This window comes from Staphylococcus sp. EG-SA-18, from assembly GCF_017151825.1.
Lineage (GTDB): Bacteria > Bacillota > Bacilli > Staphylococcales > Staphylococcaceae > Staphylococcus > Staphylococcus aureus.
On record NZ_JACYVY010000011.1, the window covers coordinates 174,806 to 194,332 of the forward strand.

Here is a 19,527-nt window from a genome sequence, read left to right on the forward strand (position 1 = left end):
TACTCCCTTACTTAAAGTGTTAATCCTAATCCAAACCCTTCGATGCTTCCTTTGTAATAACCACCTGTTAAAACTCGAGATTCATTTTCAGCAAAATGACATTGAATAAATAAGCCTGTGTAATAGGATCTAGGTGGCTGCGCAGTAATATCTAAATGGATGTCTTTGTAACCTTGTGTATGTAACCAACGTTCCCATATTTTTAATTCAACGAGTGCTGGATGGTCATTTGGAATATAGTGTTCCAATACATTTAATTGTTGTTGCGTATTCTCTTTCAAGATTTGCACGATTGGATGTTCAGTCGACAAATATGTAACCAGTCCCGATAAATTACGTTCCTCAATCATTGATAGTATGTCTGGTGTTTGTAACGATTTATCGAGTAAGGCATCAAGCAATTGATAATGTCCCAATACAACAAAATGCACGTTGTCTCTCAACTGCTGTTGAATAAACTGAATAAATAGCTTTAAGCTCTGTTGTACATTCGCTAATGATGGTGCATAGTTTTCCAAACCCACTTGTACAGCCGCTTCATTATTCCGAATGATTAAACCTGTGTATGCCACTTTTGTTGCTGCAGTTGGATACATTGAGTAATAACGCAATAATTGATCTGTAAAATCATTTCGAAGTGCATAAATTTGATGCTCATGTTGCCAAAAATTTCGCTCACCCATCTGCTGCAAATCCTCATGGTTCAATTGTTTCCAGTCCAACTTTTCAACCACACTAAAATCAACTAACTCATAATCCGCTTTATTAAAATATTTTAAAAATGCTGTTTCCGATTCTTTTAACGCAATTAATTGTTCTGAATTATTCACTCGACCACCCTTTACTTTCAATACTGTATTTAAAATCACTTGGTATTTTCGTTGTTTACTTTACTTCTCTACCACACTAAAGTGTAATATGATTAATAACTTATCATTTTTAGCAATACATTACAACCTTTTTCAGAAAATTCGGTGTATTGTTTTTAAATTTTTACAAAAGAAAAAGGCAAGACATTTGTGCCTATAAAAATGCTAAACCAAGATTTTTATATTGAAGTTGTACTTCTTGCACATATTGTGCTTGCCTTATTATGTAAAGTTATTTTCTTTCTATCTTTTTATTAAATTTAACTATTCTTCATAATCCCGATTACCTTTAAAGAATTGTCTATCTTGTTTACTATATACATTTTCAGGATTAAAAAACGGTTTGAGTTTATATTTAAATTCAAATAAGTTTAGACCATCAATCGCAACCCTATCTTGGTAAACGTTCGTTGCTGATATATCTGTAAAATTGTTTGGACCGACACCTGCAATAAACTTAAACTCTGCTTCATCTACCAAATAATCATACGCTTGTGTATGTCTATCCTGTGCGCCATGTGGAAATACAAACATATCTGTTTTACCTACAATTGGTTCAACTTCATCTTTCCATCTTTTAGTATCACGTTTAATACCTTCTAAAGATGTTTTTTCAAAATTAATGTGACCATATGAATGACTCGCAAATGACCATCCATCCCGTTTCATTGCGCGAACAACTTCCTCAGCTGCCTTTTTATTCTTTGTATAATCTTTACTCGTTAATTCATTCGTGCGATAACCTAATACGCCCTCATAACCGGTTAAAGCAACAACACCTTTTTCACCATTTAAAGAAAAATCTGGATGCTCTTTTACAAATTTATTTAAAATTGGCACGATATCATTGTCATCAGAATAAGTAGCATGACCTTTTTTGTCTGTAGTTTCAGAAACAACATGTTTATTTTTATCGAGTACTAAACGGTCAGCATAACCATGGTGTCTCATGTAACTATAGTAATTCATATCATCAATTGAGATGATTAGTGGCTTTTTACCTTTCGGCAATTTTATTTTTTTGGCTTTTACATGATGAGATGATAAGTCGTATACATCATGTGGATTAACGATGATGTAATTATTTTTATATAATTCGTTCAATGATTTTTTAAATTCACTTACAGTAATCATCCAATCATTGTTGCCCTTAGCTTGGTGTGTATCTCCTGTAAACGCAACTTTTGGGTCTGTAATTAATGGGTGATAAAACACATGATAAACTTGGCCGTGATATGTTTCCCAATGTTCATCCATTTTCGATTTATGCTTTGCATACTCATTTGGATTAACAGATTTATTTTGAGCTTTCTCATTTTGCTTGGAACAGCTATATAGCAATGCAACTGATAATAACAGAAAAAATAGCAATAAATATTTTTTATGCATTAAACATTCTCCCTATGTTTTATTATGCACAATTATAACATTTTTATTATGTGGCTCATAACTTTTTAAGAAACTGTTGGGATTTTAATTTTATTTTTTAGATAATGTCATAGTATTTTATTTATAAAACACAATATCTCCTTGATTGATAATGTCGTCCATAGCTTTGTCTCGCTTGAATTTAAGCCTTTCTGCTAAATTTATTGAACGTTGGTTACACTTATTTGTCCTGATAACTTTTACTGTTTCTTGATCGATATAATTCACAAAATTTGTGATTGCTGTAATAGCCTCACATGCGTACCCTTGTCCTTCAAAACTTGGATGTAATTTATAAAATAAATTTAATACTGTTTCTTGCTTTAATTGTCGATATTCATATCCACAAATACCAATAACACTACAATCTATTTTTTTTACCAATACAAAGTAACCAAATTGATATTGTTGCCAATGGTTTCGCCATTTTTCAATCCACCGTTGTGTGTCTAATTTGGAATTATGTAAACCTTTGGGAGTGTATATATTTGCTTGTGGATGACTACAAATATTATAAAGTTCAATTAAATGCGAGGAACTTGGAATCATTAAATTTAATCTTTCAGTATTTATCATTAAATGTCTCCCTCCTATTTCTATTTAAAGACTATTTATATGAATGCTAATACCACGGGTTGAAATATCGACTATTATTTAAAAAGAATAATGTAACTACTAACATCAGAAGTATTAACGTCAAACACAAAACAACATAATCATCTTTTTTTAATTGTTTTTTGACGTACCAGGTTCTCCTTTTATACTGTCCGAATTGTCTTAACTCCATAGCAGTACTAATAGTGTCAATTCTTTCGATACTAGAAAATATTAAAGGTAACACAATGCGTTTGATACCTTTAACACGGCTAGTAAATTTCGCCTTTTTCGAATTATCATATCCTCTTGCTTGTTGTGCTTGTGAAATATTAAAATATGTTTCTTGAATATCTGGAATATACCTTAATGCTAGTGAGACTGCGTAACTGATTTTATAATTCACACCTAGCTGATTTAAACTTGCAGCAAAATGACTCGGATTCGTTGTGAATAAAAATATTAACGCTAAAGGAACTGTACTAATATATTTTAATATTAGATTAAAAAGATAGAATAATTCCTGTGATGTTAGCGTAAATCGACCAATACCATTGATTAACTCTGTACGCTGATTATAAATCTTCACACCATATTCAGGATCAAATATGTATACGGCAATAATATTTAATATTGTGAAAAACAGAATGAATTTAACAACAAAACGAACTTGTTTCCATTCAATATGAGCATATTTGAACAATAAAATAGATGAAACACTAATTAAAATTAAATATCTTGTGTCATAAGTCACCATTGCAGAAATAGAAACAACTAATAAGAATAAAAGTTTAACAGTCGCATTTAATTGATGAATACGACTATTTCCCGGGTGAAAACCTATAGTATTATATTGATTCATTGGCGTCTCACCTTCCTATCATGGTTAATAAATAATTGTACTAATTTCTGTGGCTCGCTAATCCCTATATATTCGGCCATTTCAAATAGCGATGTTTGTCTCAATGATGCAATCTCACAGATTTTTTTATCATTTAAAACCAATACTGGCGTGGTATCAGCAACGACTTGACCTTTTGATAATACAACTGTTCTTGAACTATACTCAGACAATAAATGCATATCATGCGTAATCATAATAATCGTCTTCCCTTGTCTGTTTAGCTCAATTAAAAATGACATTATCTCATTATAATGATAGAAATCTTGACCAGCAGTCGGTTCATCCAATATGATTATTTCCGGATTTAAGACTAAAACAGATGCTATAGTGACCCTCTTTTTTTGACCATAGCTTAAAGCTACAATTGGCCAATTCCGAAATGCATAAAGTCCGCATATTTTGAGCACATTCTCTACCCGTATCTTTATATCTGATTCTTTCATACCTCGTGCTCTTAACCCTAATGCTACTTCATCGTAAATCATTTTTTCGGAAATCATATGATTTGGATTTTGCATCACATAACCTACGAATTCAGATCGTTCGCTAATTGACAATTGATTAAATCCCCTATTACAAAATTGGATATTACCTGTTATATCTAAAAATCCACAAATTGCTTTAGCAAGTGTTGATTTGCCGGCACCATTGTGACCAACTATACTAAGCATTTCTCTTCTATAAACATTTAATTGAACATTATTAAGTACACTATTACTATAGTCACTATATTGAACACATACCTCATTTAATTCTAATAGCGGTTCAGATTTGTACTTATTATCATTATTTGCAGATGTTTCATCTATCCATTTTTTCACTTTAAATTTAACATGTTCACTCATACAAACGTCACGTAAATTCGCTAAGTTATCAATGGATTCGACATCTACTTCTGCATATTTAAGCGCTGTACAGTATAATGGTTCACGTATGCCTGCTTCTTTAAGCTTAGATGATTTTAGCAAATCACTAGGCGTTGTATTAGCGATGATTTTTCCATCTTTAAAAAGAAGAACTCTATCAAACGTATCATCTAATGATTCTTCTAATCGATGTTCGACAATAATCATCGTTGACTTTGTTTCTTCATGAATATTGTTTAACAATCTCAGCGTTTCATGTCCTGTCGCAGGATCTAAATTGGCCAGCGGCTCATCCAATATTAAAATAGGCGTACGATGGATTAATATACCACCTAATGAAACGCGTTGTTTTTGACCTCCAGATAAATCTTGCGGTCGGTGATTTAAATGTTCTATCATGCCAACTTTTTCAGCCCAATAACTTACATTTTTCTTCATATCATCTTGTTCAACACAATTATTTTCTAATAAAAAGGCCATATCTTCAGCTGCTGTTAAGCCTATGAACTGTCCATCTGTATCTTGTAAAACTGTACCAACAACATTAGATCTATCATGTAAACAACTAACGGTTGCATCTTGATTATTTATATATAGTTCCCCAGTTATGTTACCTTTAGTTTTAAATGGAATTAATCCGTTTATGCAATTTGCAAAAGTCGATTTACCACTACCCGAAGCACCAACTACTAATACTTTTTCTCCTGGATAAATATCAACATTTATTTTCTGTAATGTAGGTGTTGCTTGACTATGATATTGAAAACTAAAGTCTTTGAACGAGATAATTGGTTCAGTCATGATATATCATTACCTTTCTACATTCATTTACATATCTGATTCAACAAAATGATTATTCTTTACGTAAACTACCTTTTTTTATTTGAGATGAAGCATATGCTTTTAATAATATTGTCCCAATAATGCCAACTGAAATAATATTTAATACTGCAGAGATAACACCTTGTGTATAAACCTTGTTAGCCGGTTCGTTATAAATCAAAATATCTAATGTTGGTGCAATAAGTGCCCAGCAAATAATATTCGCAATAATTTGACCGATATTAAAATAAATCATCGATTTCCTAGAAAATCGGCCTGAAGAAAGATTTAATTTTAGGCCAATCCATCCATATAAACAGCCTATAATTCCTGAACAAATAACCCAACTCCACCAAGCACTACCGTATGTCGTGAAATCTTTAATAGCGTGTCCAACTAATCCAGTCATTAAACCAGCAAAAGGCCCAAATATTGCAGATATTAATGCTAAAAATGCATAAGATGTTTCTATATTCGTATTAGGAAAACCTGTTGGTATTACAACAAAACGCCCTAAAATCACAAATACCGCTGCTCCTATACCAATCGCAACAACAGTTTTAACTGAAATATCTTGTTTTTTCATCTTCATTACTCCTTACATAAAAAATTCACTAAATTGATGGTGCTTTAGATAAATGAATCGTCCAATCATTTCCAGTACCAATATGATATAAATCTGAAAATGAGTCTTGATTGACCGCTACACCAATATTTACTAGCGAGTTAACATACACAAGAGGTTCACCCACATTAACATCTGCAAACGATCGCGCAAATTTAATAATATTTTGATAGACTTTCTTATCTTGATGATAAATTGTTACCACCAAATTATTACCATGAACAATTTCCAAGGATTTTAAGAATGCCAATGGAATATTTGTCCATAATGACCCAAATCTGATATCTAAAATATCAATGCTTCCTGTAACAGAATCCTCATTTTTTGTCGCTTCTCTTATTTCTAATGCCTCAATACTATCAACATTAATTGCCTGACCGAGACGTTCAAACGCTATCTTATTTGCAGCTAATCTCGCACCATTGTATGCATAAACATCTCTACCATGAAAAGTATGACTTTCTTCCGAATGAGGCAATCGGCTTTTCACTTCATCAATTTCGATAACTTTTTTAATACCTTCGTAATGTTTAATATGACTTAAAGAACCATTATCAGGTGTAATAATGTAATGACCTGAATATGTTAAGCAAGCAATGCTCCGCCTATCACTACCTACACCCGGGTCTACCACTGATACAAAAACTGTGCCTTTAGGCCAGTATTTTACAGTTTGATATAAACGATATGACGCTACCCAAATGTCATACGGTGGTATATCATGCGTTAAGTTTTCAACACGTATATCATCACTTACAGTATATGCAACTCCATACATTGCACTTACAGCGCCATCACTAAGTCCAAAATCTGATTGCAATACCAAATAATTTCCCATAAAATGCCTCCTTTTTTTAAAACTTCAAAAAAATATTATCTACATATTTAATGTTCTGTATTTTGAATTTTCAGAATTATATTAAAATAGTACGAGTCACTTTATACCCATTCCATATTATTGCCTATCAAAATGATAATAATAGTCAGATTTATCTCATTAACTAAATTTCACGGACTTGTAATCACTTCTTTATGTTTGAATTAATTGACTAGGGTATAACAATAGTGTGGTGTTTTATAGGTCATTCTTTAAATACATCACAGAAAATATTCGAATTCGAAATAAAATGCTTGCATCTTTGTTTTTTAGGTGGTATTGTATGTATATCAAGTATAAAAAATATATCTAAGAGATAAAAATATGGAGGTTTTATATTATGACTAACTTTACTTTTGATGGTGCACACAGTAGTTTAGAATTCCAAATTAAACATTTAATGGTTTCTAAAGTGAAAGGTTCATTTGATCAATTTGATGTAGCTGTTGAAGGAGATATTAATGACTTCAGTACTTTGAAAGCTACTGCAACAATTATTCCAAGCTCAATTAACACTAAAAACGAAGCACGTGATAACCACTTAAAATCTGGTGATTTCTTTGGTACTGACGAATTTGATAAAATTACATTTGTGACAAAATCAGTATCTGAAAGCAAAGTTGTTGGTGATTTAACAATTAAAGGCATCACTAACGAAGAAACATTCGATGTTGAATTCAACGGAGTAAGTAAAAATCCAATGGATGGTTCTCAAGTAACAGGTGTTATTGTTACTGGTACAATCAATAGAGAAAACTACGGCATTAACTTTAACCAAGCACTTGAAACTGGTGGCGTAATGCTAGGCAAAGATGTTAAATTCGAAGCATCAGCTGAATTCTCAATCTCAGAATAATCTCATTACACAATCCTCATTGTTTTAATATATATATACGAAATGCCAACTATATCATCCCTAGGTATAGTTGGCATTTTTTAACTTCTAAATTAAAAATCATATTTAACTTAATTGATAATAACACCATAAAGTAACAATGATATTGATGAAATTAAAAGTAATACACTAGATAAAATATCTAGCCTTTTATCTTTTTTATCCCTTATTCTATTTGTCAAAAGTGCTCCAACTGCAACTAAAACTAGTATTGTACAAAAAATATAAATAGCCAAAATAAACAACTCCTTATTAAATTGGCATTGATTTCATTAGAAATAATCAAGAAAATTCTTCTTTATACTTTCTTATATTAAATATTGCCTATTTACGTTATACAAAACTTCATTTTACAAATTGAAGCAAATTATATTTAACTTCTAACTTAAAAATCGCTAAGATTTAAACTTATATTTAGACGCCTTTCATTCAGGTAGGTCTTATTGAAACTGAAAACTTTGATGACCTTTTGCAAAGCCATTAACTGTATAAAGCATAGATCCTCCGCCCATTTCTATATCATTGGAACAAATGATGAGTTGATTTGTGTCAGGTATAAATTGCGGATGCGTAGAACGTAACATATGCCCTTCATCTCGGCCTGGTATCAATATTTGTCCTATTGGATAACCCCTTTTATTAAAAACTAATACTCGGCCTTGACCATACATTGCCACATATAAATTATCGTCACTATCAATACAACATGAGTCTGGTCCTTCATGACCTGTAAAATAGTACGGTATGGTAGCTCCAAATGGTTGTATCGTCACACCATCATCTTCAAGTGCAATGCGATGTAATCGATTGGCTGTAGTTTCTGTTACCCATAGTACTTTTTCATCTTTACTTAAAGCAATACCATTTGCTACGCTAATATTTTGAATGATAGGCGTCACTGTTCTAAAGTCCGGCGCAACATAATAAACGCCCCCTAGTGGATTGGTAGAGTATCCTCTAAAATCTGTAAAATAAAATCCACCTTTAGAATCAAATACCATGTCATCAATACAATAAGTTGTTGAAAAATCTTCAATAATATCTTGTATGTTGTCACCATTTTCTGTAGCTGCAAAAATGCCTCCTGTAGATTTAAAATCTCCTAAATAACAAACGAATAATCGGCCATCTTTATGTATTTTGATTGCTGCAGGATTCGCTTTATGGCTTACAAAAGGTCGTTTGATTTCCTTCGTTTCAGGATTGATTTTGAAAATATTGCCTTCGAATACATCCAATAAAAAGAGTTGTCCCTGCCGATCAAAGTTCAATCCTTCTAGCTGCAATCCTTTTTTGGAAATTTCAAGCCATGGTTCAGCTGTAATTGTTTGTAATTCACTTTCAGATATAATTGGAACAGCACTATTGGACTTCCCGCTATAAAATAATGTAGGTAAATCTTGTTGTGACATCATGATCATTCCTTTCATTTCATTCGTTTTAACTATCATTTTCATTTTAAACAAGATAACTATCAAATAAAATGATAACGGTTTCATTTATCTATTTTATCGGTCTAGTGGCTGATTTCAAGCTAGAAATATTGAATGACAATACAACTCTGTTAAAATGATGGACGTAGATAAATATGCGTATTGACGCTTTATTTTAAAAATTAACATGCTTATAACATGTTTTTAGAAGGAGATTAACCTATGAACTATCAAGTTCTTTTATATTATAAATATACGACGATTGATGACCCTGAACAGTTTGCTCAGGATCACTTAGCCTTTTGTAAAGCACACCATTTAAAAGGTAGAATTCTTGTTTCTACAGAAGGTATTAACGGCACATTATCTGGTACAAAAGAAGAAACCGAACAATATATGGCACATATGCATGCCGATGAACGATTCAAAGATATGGTGTTTAAAATTGATGAAGCTGAAGGACATGCTTTTAAGAAAATGCATGTACGTCCTCGAAAAGAAATCGTTGCTTTAGATTTAGAAGATGACGTCGATCCAAGACACACAACTGGCCAATATTTATCACCTGTAGAATTTAGAAAAGCTCTTGAAGATGATGACACAGTCATTATTGATGCACGTAATGATTATGAATTTGATTTAGGTCATTTCCGAGGTGCAATTCGTCCAAATATCACACGTTTTAGAGATTTGCCTGACTGGATTAAAGAGAATAAAGCGTTATTTGCAGATAAAAAAGTGGTTACGTACTGTACTGGTGGAATTCGATGCGAAAAATTTTCTGGATGGCTTTTAAAAGAAGGTTTCGAAGATGTAGCACAACTTCATGGCGGTATTGCTACATATGGTAAAGATCCTGAAACAAAAGGTGAATATTGGGACGGTAAAATGTACGTATTTGATGACCGCATCAGTGTTAATATCAACCAAGTTGAAAAAACAATTATTGGTAAGGATTGGTTTGATGGCAAACCATGTGAACGTTATATTAATTGCGCTAACCCAGAATGTAATAAACAAATATTAGTTTCTGAAGAAAACGAAACTAAATATTTAGGTGCATGCTCTTATGAATGTGCTAAACATGAGCGTAATCGTTATGTTCAAGCAAATAATATTAGTGATAATGAGTGGCAACAACGTTTAACAAACTTTGATGATTTACATCAACATGCTTAGTTTTAATTAAATACCTTTCAAAACACGCTTTGAAAATCCGATTTATAAAGGTTTTTCAAGGCTGTTTTTTATGCGCATACATAACCTGATATGTTTTTAATTATGCGCGTGTTATACTAAATTAAATTTTAATACTGCGGGGTGTCTTAAAATGCACATTTTAGTAACAGGGTTTGCGCCTTTTGACAATCAAAATATCAATCCCTCATGGGAAGCTGTGACTCAACTAGAAGATATTATTGGCACACATACAATCGATAAATTAAAACTACCAACCTCTTTTAAGAAAGTAGATAATATTATAAATAAAACGTTGGCATCTAATCATTATGATGTTGTACTAGCTATAGGACAAGCTGGTGGTAGAAATGCCATTACCCCAGAACGTGTCGCCATTAATATTGATGATGCACGTATTCCAGATAATGATGATTTTCAACCTATTGATCAAGCCATTCACTTAGACGGTGCGCCAGCTTATTTTTCAAATTTACCAGTTAAAGCAATGACTCAAAGTATTATTAATCAAGGACTTCCTGGAGCACTTTCAAATAGCGCAGGTACATTTGTTTGTAATCACACACTTTATCACTTAGGTTATTTACAAGATAAGCATTACCCTCACCTACGATTCGGATTTATTCATGTGCCATACATACCAGAGCAGGTCATTGGTAAACCCGATACACCATCTATGCCATTAGAAAAGATAGTTGCAGGTTTGACTGCAGCCATTGAAGCTATTTCTAATGATGAGGATTTACACCTAGCCCTGGGCACAACGGAATAGTTATAAGTACACCAATAAAATACATTCCTTAAATGACTAACAACTTTGTTAATAGGGTAATACTTACGGAAGTATGTTTTATTTATGGGGGGAGGAATTAATAATGACTACAAAAACGGTATTTGATGTCATTGATATGGGTTTAGGATATTTAGTAAATGTGTATGATACTTGGAAAGTTGAAAAGATACTTGATGATTATCATAAGCCTTTTTCTAATACCATTCATTGGCAATTTGGGCATGTATTAACAATTTTTGAATCAGCCTTAGCTGTTACTGGTAAAGAGAATATTGATTTAAATATATATAGACCTTTATTCGGAAATGGTTCGTCTCCAGATGAATGGAAGGGCGAAGTACCGAGTATTGGAACGATTTTAGAAGGTCTTCAAACATTACCTGAACGTGCACGAAAACTAACTGAAGATGATTTAGCAATTGAACTGAAACAACCAATTGTTGGTTGTAATAACTTAGAAGAGTTATTAGTATTAAATGCCATTCATATCCCACTTCATGCTGGTAAAATTGAAGAAATGTCTCGTATATTAAAAAATTTAAAATAAATATTAGCTTATTAACCGTTAACAACACGTTAACGGTTTTTTTATTTGTTTAAAAGGCCACTTTTAGTCTGCTTACATACAGATTAAAAGTGACCTATTTATATCATGTATTATACATAGAACTAGGAATAGCCTTATCTATAAAAATAATTATAATGGTTTATGAGTTAAATCTTTTTCTTAAAATTAAATACAATCCCAATATACCTATAAATACCCATGTAATCCATGAAGTTATAATCTTCATACCAGTTTTTGGTAATTCTTTTAGAGGATTTTCAGGTTTGGTTTTATTATCTTTAGGTTGATCATCCTTATCCACTTTTGATGGCTTATCTGGGGGAGTTGGTTTAACTTTATTAGAGTGATCAGGTTTAGTTGGTGGTGTTTTGTCTTTTGGTTTTTCAGGATAGATTGGTTTATTCGGTTTTTCTGGCGTATATTTATTCGTCACAATCAAGTTACCCATATCATTGTTATCCACATGTGTTGTATAACCTTTAACTTTTGTTAATTCCTCGACTGTGTATTTTACTTGTTGACCTTTTGCTTTTTCATCTAATCCTGCCCACGTATGGGTCCAGTTATTAGATTCATTTAATTTTGCCGTTTTTCCTGTTGCTTTTCCATCTTGATATAACTCAACTTTAATTTCAGTTGGTCGTTTTCCGTCTTGGTTATTATTATCATCCCAATTTTTTGTTACTGTTGCCGATGTCTCTCCTGGTGTATACTTGTTCGTTATTGTTGTACCGTTGATGTCTGTTGTGTAGTCTTTTACGTGATCTTCGGTCACTGTATATTCTATTTTCTTTCCTTCATCATACTTCGGTAAGTCTTTAAATTCGTACTTCCAGTTTGTTTCAGATGTCACGTCTAACGTTTTTACTTTCTCTCCATTAGCCAATAAATTTATACTGACTTTTTCTGGTCTCTTACCATCTTGATTGTCTTTGTCGTCCCATACTTTTTCACCGTTAATTGATGTTGTTTCTGGCGTATATTTATTCGTCACAATCAAGTTGCCCATATCATTGTTATCCACATGTGTTGTATAACCTTTGACCTTTGTTAATTCCTCGACTGTGTATTTTACTTGTTGACCTTTTGCTTTTTCATCTAATCCTGCCCACGTATGGGTCCAGTTATTAGATTCATTTAATTTTGCCGTTTTTCCTGTTGCTTTTCCATCTTGATATAACTCAACTTTAATTTCAGTTGGTCGTTTTCCGTCTTGGTTATTATTGTCATCCCAATTTTTTGTTACTGTTGCCGATGTCTCTCCTGGTGTATACTTGTTCGTTATTGTTGTACCGTTGATGTCTGTTGTGTAGTCTTTTACGTGATCTTCGGTCACTGTATATTCTATTTTCTTTCCTTCATCATACTTCGGTAAGTCTTTAAATTCGTACTTCCAGTTTGTTTCAGATGTCACATCTACCGCTTTTACTTTCTCTCCGTTAGCTAATAAATTCACACTGACTTTTTCTGGTCTCTTACCATCTTGATTGTCTTTGTCGTCCCATACTTTTTCACCGCTAATTGATGTTGTTTCTGGCGTATATTTATTCGTCACAATCAAGTTACCCATATCATTGTTATCCACATGTGTTGTATAGCCTTTAACTTTTGTTAATTCCTCGACTGTGTATTTTACTTGTTGACCTTTTGCTTTTTCATCTAATCCTGCCCACGTATGGGTCCAGTTATTAGATTCATTTAATGTTGCCGTTTTTCCTGTTGCTTTTCCATCTTGATATAACTCAACTTTAATTTCAGTTGGTCGTTTTCCGTCTTGGTTATTATTGTCATCCCAATTTTTTGTTACTGTTGCCGATGTCTCTCCTGGTGTATACTTGTTCGTTATTGTCGTACCGTTGATGTCTGTTGTGTAGTCTTTTACGTGATCTTCGGTCACTGTATATTCTATTTTCTTTCCTTCATCATACTTCGGTAAGTTTTTAAATTCGTACTTCCAGTTTGTTTCAGATGTCACGTCTAACGTTTTTACTTTCTCTCCATTAGCCAATAAATTCACACTGACTTTTTCTGGTCTCTTACCATCTTGATTGTCTTTGTCGTCCCATACTTTTTCACCGCTAATTGATGTTGTTTCGATTGGTTTTTCAGTATTAGTAACCACTAAACCATTTTCTTTTTTAGTATATCCTTCTGGTGTTGTGTCTTCACCTTGAGCATTTACTTCTTTAACTAAATATTTAATAGTCTTGCCATTTTTGTCATTTTCTGGAAGATTAGACCATGTCACTTTTGTCGTTCCATCTTCTAATTTTTTAATCTCTGCTTTGTCTACTGGTGTTGTGTTTTGATTGTCATCTTGTTTGTACAACTTGAAATAAATCGTTGGTTTCACTTTTTGAGTGCCTTCCCAAACCTTTTGAGCAGATACATCTTTTGTTTTTTCTATCTCTTTTGCATTTTCAATAGTCGTAAAATATCCCTGATTATCTGTATCTTTCATAGTAAACGGATATTCTTTATCCTTATCAAATGTATACGGTGCTGGCGCCTCTATTTCTTTTAAAATATAGTCTCCACTAGGCAACGCTTTAATATTAGCAATACCGTTTGCATCTGTTATAATCTCAATTTCTTTTTGATTGTCCTTTACAACTGATCCATCTTTTTTAGAAAGTTTAAATTTTACATTAGCTATAGGAGCCTTGGTATCTTTATCCTGTTTTAAAACTTTTAATTCACCTTTTACAGTACCTTCAATACCGGCATTAGCATTAATATTGTGCACAGTATGATTAAATGATTTCCCGTTCACTTCTTCCTTACCATGCTCTTGATACCAAGCTTGTGAATTATTAACAAACTCTTTTTGCTGTTCATTCGTAATTTTGGTTTTGTAGTTAATTGAAAAACTATTATATGACCCATAGCCTTGTGGAATTGTTACATCAATTGTGTTCTTCGTATTATCAACAGTTATCTTAGAACCTGGAAAAGCTTTTTCAAAATCAGTAATTGCATTTGATCCACTATAATAATTGCTATGTGTACCTGTCACATTAATGTTTAATGTGCTTAAATCTAACTGCTGTCCACCTTGAATCTGATCCTTTATAGTAATATCTTTCGATACATATCTTTTTTCATTATTAATATTTAAAAACCATCGTACATGTGTCGTATCTTCTGGCAGCATATCTCCCGTTTTATAATAGAAAACACTACTTGTTCCCGCTTCACTTTTATGAACCGTAACATTCGTTGATTTATTCCCAGATGTTATCGTAGCTACTTTGTCATCTGAAGTATTTGTTTGCGTTAAATTTCTTCCTTGTACTTCAAATTCTGCAAATCCCGAAACATCACTTAATTTTTCTACTTTATCATTGAATGTAATTGTTGCTCCGTCTGGTGTAATAACTGCTTGACCCACCTGTTCACCTTTAACAGTTAATGGTACTGTTTTACTATAACCCTCTATCTTTACTGTACCGCTTGTCGGCCATGCCACTTTAATCGTGTCACCATTTTGTATTTTTACACTTTTATCGTCGAATGTCATTTTTACTGTCGTTTTACCACCATCTTCTATCTTAGTCGGTGATACAGTTAAATCTGTAACATTCGTTGATGAAATATCTCGTGCTGCCAATGCTTCATTTTTATTAAATAAAGGCGTGATGATATTTAATAACATTATAAAGACCATAAACTTCAACACGTTCTTGTTCATAAAAACCCCTCCTTATACTCTATGTCATATCCATAGGATACTAATGATAAATTATAAACTAATTTAGTTCATCTTCAATGAAATTTATTAAAAATTCATATTATTATTTTATTATGCAAAATATATACAGTATAACGAATACAAGTGCATGAAGTTAACTTGTATCAATTAATTTCTTAGTATATTAGTTCATCTTCAAAATCTTTTAAATTTAATAAATACCATCTATACCAGTTCTTCACCGATTCTCGAAAAATAATTATATTAATGATTTCGTTAATTTAATTTTATATTTAATTATTACTGTACATCTTTTGTAGTTAGCTTTATTCTTAAATTGAAATATGTATAAAACATAGAAAGAAGGACGTTTTAACATGGAAAACACGGTTAAATATCGTAAGTTTATACTCCCTATCGTTGTAGGTCTCCTTATTTGGGCACTTACACCTTTTAAACCGGATGCTGTGGATCCAACAGCATGGTATATGTTCGCAATATTCGTCGCGACAATCATTGCTTGTATTACACAACCGATGCCAATTGGGGCCGTCTCTATAATTGGATTTACAATCATGGTACTCGTTGGCATTGTTGACATGAAAACGGCTGTCGCTGGTTTTGGTAATAATAGCATTTGGTTAATTGCTATGGCATTTTTCATTTCGAGAGGATTTGTGAAAACAGGTCTTGGTAGACGTATCGCACTTCATTTCGTCAAATTATTTGGTAAAAAAACATTAGGCTTAGCATATTCTATCGTCGGTGTAGATTTAATTCTAGCGCCTGCTACACCAAGTAATACCGCGCGTGCCGGTGGAATCATGTTCCCAATTATCAAATCACTTTCTGAATCATTTGGTTCGAAACCGAAAGACGGATCAGCACGCAAAATGGGTGCATTTCTTGTTTTCACAGAATTCCAAGGTAATTTAATTACTGCGGCTATGTTTTTAACTGCAATGGCCGGTAACCCCCTTGCACAAAATTTAGCATCTAGCACATCTAATGTTCACATTACATGGATGAATTGGTTCCTAGCTGCTTTAGTTCCTGGACTTATTTCCTTAATTGTTGTACCTTTTATTATTTATAAAATTTATCCACCAACTGTTAAAGAAACACCAAATGCTAAGAGTTGGGCTGAAAATGAATTAGCGACTATGGGTAAAATCGCTTTAGCTGAAAAATTTATGATTGGTATTTTTGTCGTTGCGTTAACACTATGGATTGTCGGAAGTTTCATTCATATTGATGCAACTTTAACGGCCTTTATTGCGTTAGCATTGTTATTATTGACAGGCGTCTTAACATGGCAAGACATTTTAAACGAAACAGGTGCTTGGAACACATTAGTATGGTTCTCAGTATTAGTGTTAATGGCCGACCAATTAAACAAGCTTGGATTTATTCCTTGGTTAAGTAAATCCATTGCTACAAGTCTTGGTGGCTTAAGCTGGCCTATAGTACTGGTCATTTTAATATTGTTCTACTTCTATTCACATTACTTATTTGCAAGTTCTACAGCACATATCAGTGCGATGTATGCAGCATTACTAGGCGTTGCCATCGCAGCCGGTGCACCACCATTATTCAGTGCATTAATGTTAGGTTTCTTCGGTAACCTATTAGCTTCAACAACACACTATAGTAGTGGCCCAGCGCCGATTCTATTCTCTTCAGGTTACGTGACTCAAAAACGTTGGTGGACAATGAACTTGATCTTAGGTTTCGTCTACTTTATTATCTGGATTGGTTTAGGATCACTTTGGATGAAAGTAATTGGTATATTTTAAAATATTTAAATTAGCGCTCGAATCTCATTGATTTGGGCGCTTTTTAATTTGTATTTAAAATCAACCTTTGCTAAATCAAGACTCCCTTTTTAAAATACGTTTATCCTTTAAATCATTGCGTGCTTCACTAAAAATCTATATAACGCTTTAAATCATTGCGTAACATCACAGAAAATACATTTCTGTATAAACGCGCTTCGTTGATTAACATTACGTATGCCCTCATAAATCATGAAATTAAAAACACCTTCGTTTAAATTCATTTTAAGTGCGAATTCAACGAAAGTGATTTATTTCATATTTAATGTTTCAAATTTATACAGCTGTCGCTGTTACTGCACACATACCTCAGTCTCACCTTATCATGACACAAAGGATATTGAAAACACGTATAATTATCTTTCCTCGTATTTTATAGGGTTTTTGCGACCGGATGTTTCTTCAATTTAATGTATTGAGAAAGACTATATAACACAATACCTGTCCAAATAAATATAAACGTAATTAATTGATCTATATTAAAAGGCTCTTTGAAAACAAATATGCCGAGTACAAACATTATTGTTGGTCCAACGTATTGAATAAATCCTATTAACGAAAGTGGAATACGTTTTGCCCCGGCTGAGAATAGGATTAGTGGTATTGCCGTAATAGCACCAGAAAATAACAACCAAAATGATGACATGTTCAATCCAAATGACATCTGATGTTGCTGCCATAAATAAATAACGTATATTAGTCCAGCAGGTGCGGTAACAATACATTCAATCGTAATACTGCTGATGGCATCAATATGTACTACTTTTTTCAATAATCCGTATGTACCAAAGGATAACGCTAATATAATAGAAACGATTGGGAATTCTCCAATCTTGAGCGTCATATATAATACACCGATGAATGCGAATAAAATAGCTAGCCATTCAAATTTATTGAATCTTTCTTTTAAAAAGATAAGTGCGAGCAAAATGCTAACAAGTGGATTTATATAATAACCTAAACTTGTTTGTAGGACGTGACCGTTCGTTACAGCCCAAATAAATGTACCCCAATTTAATGTAATGACATAGCCTGCTACGACAATCGCTAATAGCTGAATGGGCTTGCCTAACAATTGATTCATATCTCGTTGAAATGCATTGCGTTGTTTTTGTCCAACCGCGAGTATGAAAATCATGAATATTGCTGAAAATATAATACGAAAGGCTAAAATTTCAAATGCGCCTATTTCATCAACGAACTGCCAATATATAGGTAGTATTCCCCACAGAATGTATGCACTGAGTGCTAAAAATATACCTTTTTTATATTCTGTATTCACTTACATACCTCCTTACTCTCCCAAATTTTTAACATGTTACGCTCACTTGGTTATGCTAATATAACGATTTTACTAATAATATTTCGATAAAGATATCATTTTGTTTATATTTCCCACATTTATTCACCAACCACTAAACAATATTAATTTTATAAATAATTCTGTACAAATCAGGGTATATTGCCAGAAAGACTACCATACAACATAAAGGATGGATACAAATGACTTTACCTAAAATTGGAAAGCCTGCAACACGCGCGCTAAATTCACAAGGTATATACACATTAGAAGCAGTATCACAATATACGAAGTCATCTCTAATGGAGATGCATGGCGTTGGTCCTAAAGCTATATCAATATTGGAACAAGCTTTATTTCAGCACCAACTACATTTTAAAACGGAAGTTCAGTCATCATTACCTTTTAAGTTAACAGGAGATGTGTCATGCAATCATGCGCCTAAACGTCAACAAATGATAGATTTTATAGTTGCTACAGCAGCATTAGATATTGAATTATTACGTTCACTGGTTACAACAGAATTTATTTGGTCTGTCCCTGGCCGCTTTGACATATACGGACCTCAAATATTAATTCAAGAACTATCTAATCATTACAATCAGGTTGCTAGTCTCAATATCCATTCCAGCATCACACATGGGTGCTTAGGTTCCATGCATGGTATTGAAATATTAAAAACTGGTAAAGAGATTCATTTTGCTCATTTTTTTGAATTTGAAAATCATAAAAAGGATGCCAAGTTAAGCAAAGTGACATCTTACATTGTTGTTGGTTAATTTATCAAATTATATATATCGCAAAAAAATCTTTTGTGGTTACATGTATAT

General features: G+C 32.8%; 17 protein-coding genes. 6 read left to right on the top strand and 11 right to left on the bottom strand.

The features are described from left to right. Positions 1 to 11: 11 nt before the first annotated feature. The 7 genes from IDG66_RS04295 to IDG66_RS04325 form a co-directional block, all read right to left on the bottom strand. Complete coding sequence (locus tag IDG66_RS04295) at positions 12 to 830, bottom strand: ATP phosphoribosyltransferase regulatory subunit (protein WP_001065591.1); 819 nt, start codon at positions 828 to 830, stop codon at positions 12 to 14. Between the two features lie 303 nt (positions 831 to 1,133). Beyond that, the gene (locus IDG66_RS04300; RefSeq protein ID WP_000549222.1) at positions 1,134 to 2,258 is read right to left on the bottom strand and encodes a polysaccharide deacetylase family protein; all 1,125 of its coding nucleotides are present in this window, start codon (positions 2,256 to 2,258) and stop codon (positions 1,134 to 1,136) included. 117 nt (positions 2,259 to 2,375) lie between these two features. Then, on the bottom strand, positions 2,376 to 2,873 hold the full coding sequence (locus IDG66_RS04305; RefSeq protein WP_000610979.1) for a GNAT family N-acetyltransferase: 498 nt from the start codon (positions 2,871 to 2,873) through the stop codon (positions 2,376 to 2,378). A gap of 46 nt (positions 2,874 to 2,919) precedes the next feature. After that, positions 2,920 to 3,753, bottom strand: coding sequence for an energy-coupling factor transporter transmembrane component T family protein (locus IDG66_RS04310; RefSeq protein WP_001077829.1), 834 nt, complete (start codon positions 3,751 to 3,753; stop codon positions 2,920 to 2,922). Next, positions 3,750 to 5,462: an ABC transporter ATP-binding protein gene (locus IDG66_RS04315; protein WP_000138645.1), complete on the bottom strand. Its 1,713-nt coding sequence runs from the start codon at positions 5,460 to 5,462 to the stop codon at positions 3,750 to 3,752. Before IDG66_RS04315 ends, IDG66_RS04310 begins: the two co-directional genes overlap by 4 nt. Before the next feature lie 52 nt (positions 5,463 to 5,514). Further along, complete coding sequence (locus tag IDG66_RS04320; protein ID WP_000743714.1) at positions 5,515 to 6,069, bottom strand: ECF-type riboflavin transporter substrate-binding protein; 555 nt, start codon at positions 6,067 to 6,069, stop codon at positions 5,515 to 5,517. 28 nt (positions 6,070 to 6,097) lie between these two features. After that, positions 6,098 to 6,946: an SAM hydrolase/SAM-dependent halogenase family protein gene (locus IDG66_RS04325; RefSeq protein WP_000528922.1), complete on the bottom strand. Its 849-nt coding sequence runs from the start codon at positions 6,944 to 6,946 to the stop codon at positions 6,098 to 6,100. 379 nt (positions 6,947 to 7,325) lie between these two features. Between IDG66_RS04325 and IDG66_RS04330 the strand changes: the two genes are divergently transcribed. Beyond that, positions 7,326 to 7,841: a YceI family protein gene (locus IDG66_RS04330; RefSeq protein WP_000181131.1), complete on the top strand. Its 516-nt coding sequence runs from the start codon at positions 7,326 to 7,328 to the stop codon at positions 7,839 to 7,841. A gap of 110 nt (positions 7,842 to 7,951) precedes the next feature. Here the strand turns inward: IDG66_RS04330 and IDG66_RS04335 are convergent, their stop codons facing one another. Both IDG66_RS04335 and IDG66_RS04340 read right to left on the bottom strand, forming a co-directional pair. Then, the gene (locus IDG66_RS04335) at positions 7,952 to 8,116 is read right to left on the bottom strand and encodes a hypothetical protein (RefSeq protein ID WP_001029364.1); all 165 of its coding nucleotides are present in this window, start codon (positions 8,114 to 8,116) and stop codon (positions 7,952 to 7,954) included. 204 nt (positions 8,117 to 8,320) lie between these two features. Next, the gene (locus IDG66_RS04340) at positions 8,321 to 9,292 is read right to left on the bottom strand and encodes an SMP-30/gluconolactonase/LRE family protein (RefSeq protein WP_000082557.1); all 972 of its coding nucleotides are present in this window, start codon (positions 9,290 to 9,292) and stop codon (positions 8,321 to 8,323) included. Between the two features lie 243 nt (positions 9,293 to 9,535). Between IDG66_RS04340 and trhO the strand changes: the two genes are divergently transcribed. The 3 genes from trhO to bstA all read left to right on the top strand — a co-directional run bounded on the left by trhO (position 9,536) and on the right by bstA (position 11,850). After that, positions 9,536 to 10,492 (top strand): oxygen-dependent tRNA uridine(34) hydroxylase TrhO, encoded by a 957-nt coding sequence (trhO, locus tag IDG66_RS04345; protein ID WP_001109285.1) that lies wholly within the window; start codon positions 9,536 to 9,538, stop codon positions 10,490 to 10,492. Between the two features lie 151 nt (positions 10,493 to 10,643). Further along, on the top strand, positions 10,644 to 11,282 hold the full coding sequence (gene pcp / locus IDG66_RS04350; protein WP_000547833.1) for a pyroglutamyl-peptidase I: 639 nt from the start codon (positions 10,644 to 10,646) through the stop codon (positions 11,280 to 11,282). 103 nt (positions 11,283 to 11,385) lie between these two features. After that, entirely contained in the window at positions 11,386 to 11,850 is a 465-nt protein-coding gene (gene bstA, locus IDG66_RS04355) for a bacillithiol transferase BstA (protein ID WP_000208919.1), read from the top strand. Between the two features lie 160 nt (positions 11,851 to 12,010). On the opposite strand, the gene cna is transcribed toward bstA, so the two are convergent. After that, positions 12,011 to 15,562, bottom strand: coding sequence for a collagen adhesin Cna (cna, locus tag IDG66_RS04360; RefSeq protein ID WP_206172180.1), 3,552 nt, complete (start codon positions 15,560 to 15,562; stop codon positions 12,011 to 12,013). A gap of 377 nt (positions 15,563 to 15,939) precedes the next feature. Between cna and IDG66_RS04365 the strand changes: the two genes are divergently transcribed. Next, positions 15,940 to 17,358: an anion permease gene (locus tag IDG66_RS04365; RefSeq protein ID WP_000432348.1), complete on the top strand. Its 1,419-nt coding sequence runs from the start codon at positions 15,940 to 15,942 to the stop codon at positions 17,356 to 17,358. Between the two features lie 412 nt (positions 17,359 to 17,770). Here IDG66_RS04365 and rarD read toward each other — a convergent pair whose 3' ends face one another. Further along, positions 17,771 to 18,679 (bottom strand): EamA family transporter RarD, encoded by a 909-nt coding sequence (rarD, locus tag IDG66_RS04370; protein WP_001091180.1) that lies wholly within the window; start codon positions 18,677 to 18,679, stop codon positions 17,771 to 17,773. 221 nt (positions 18,680 to 18,900) lie between these two features. On the opposite strand from rarD, the gene IDG66_RS04375 reads away from it, so the two are divergent. Then, positions 18,901 to 19,476, top strand: coding sequence for a helix-hairpin-helix domain-containing protein (locus IDG66_RS04375; protein WP_000174577.1), 576 nt, complete (start codon positions 18,901 to 18,903; stop codon positions 19,474 to 19,476). Positions 19,477 to 19,527: the final 51 nt, after the last annotated feature.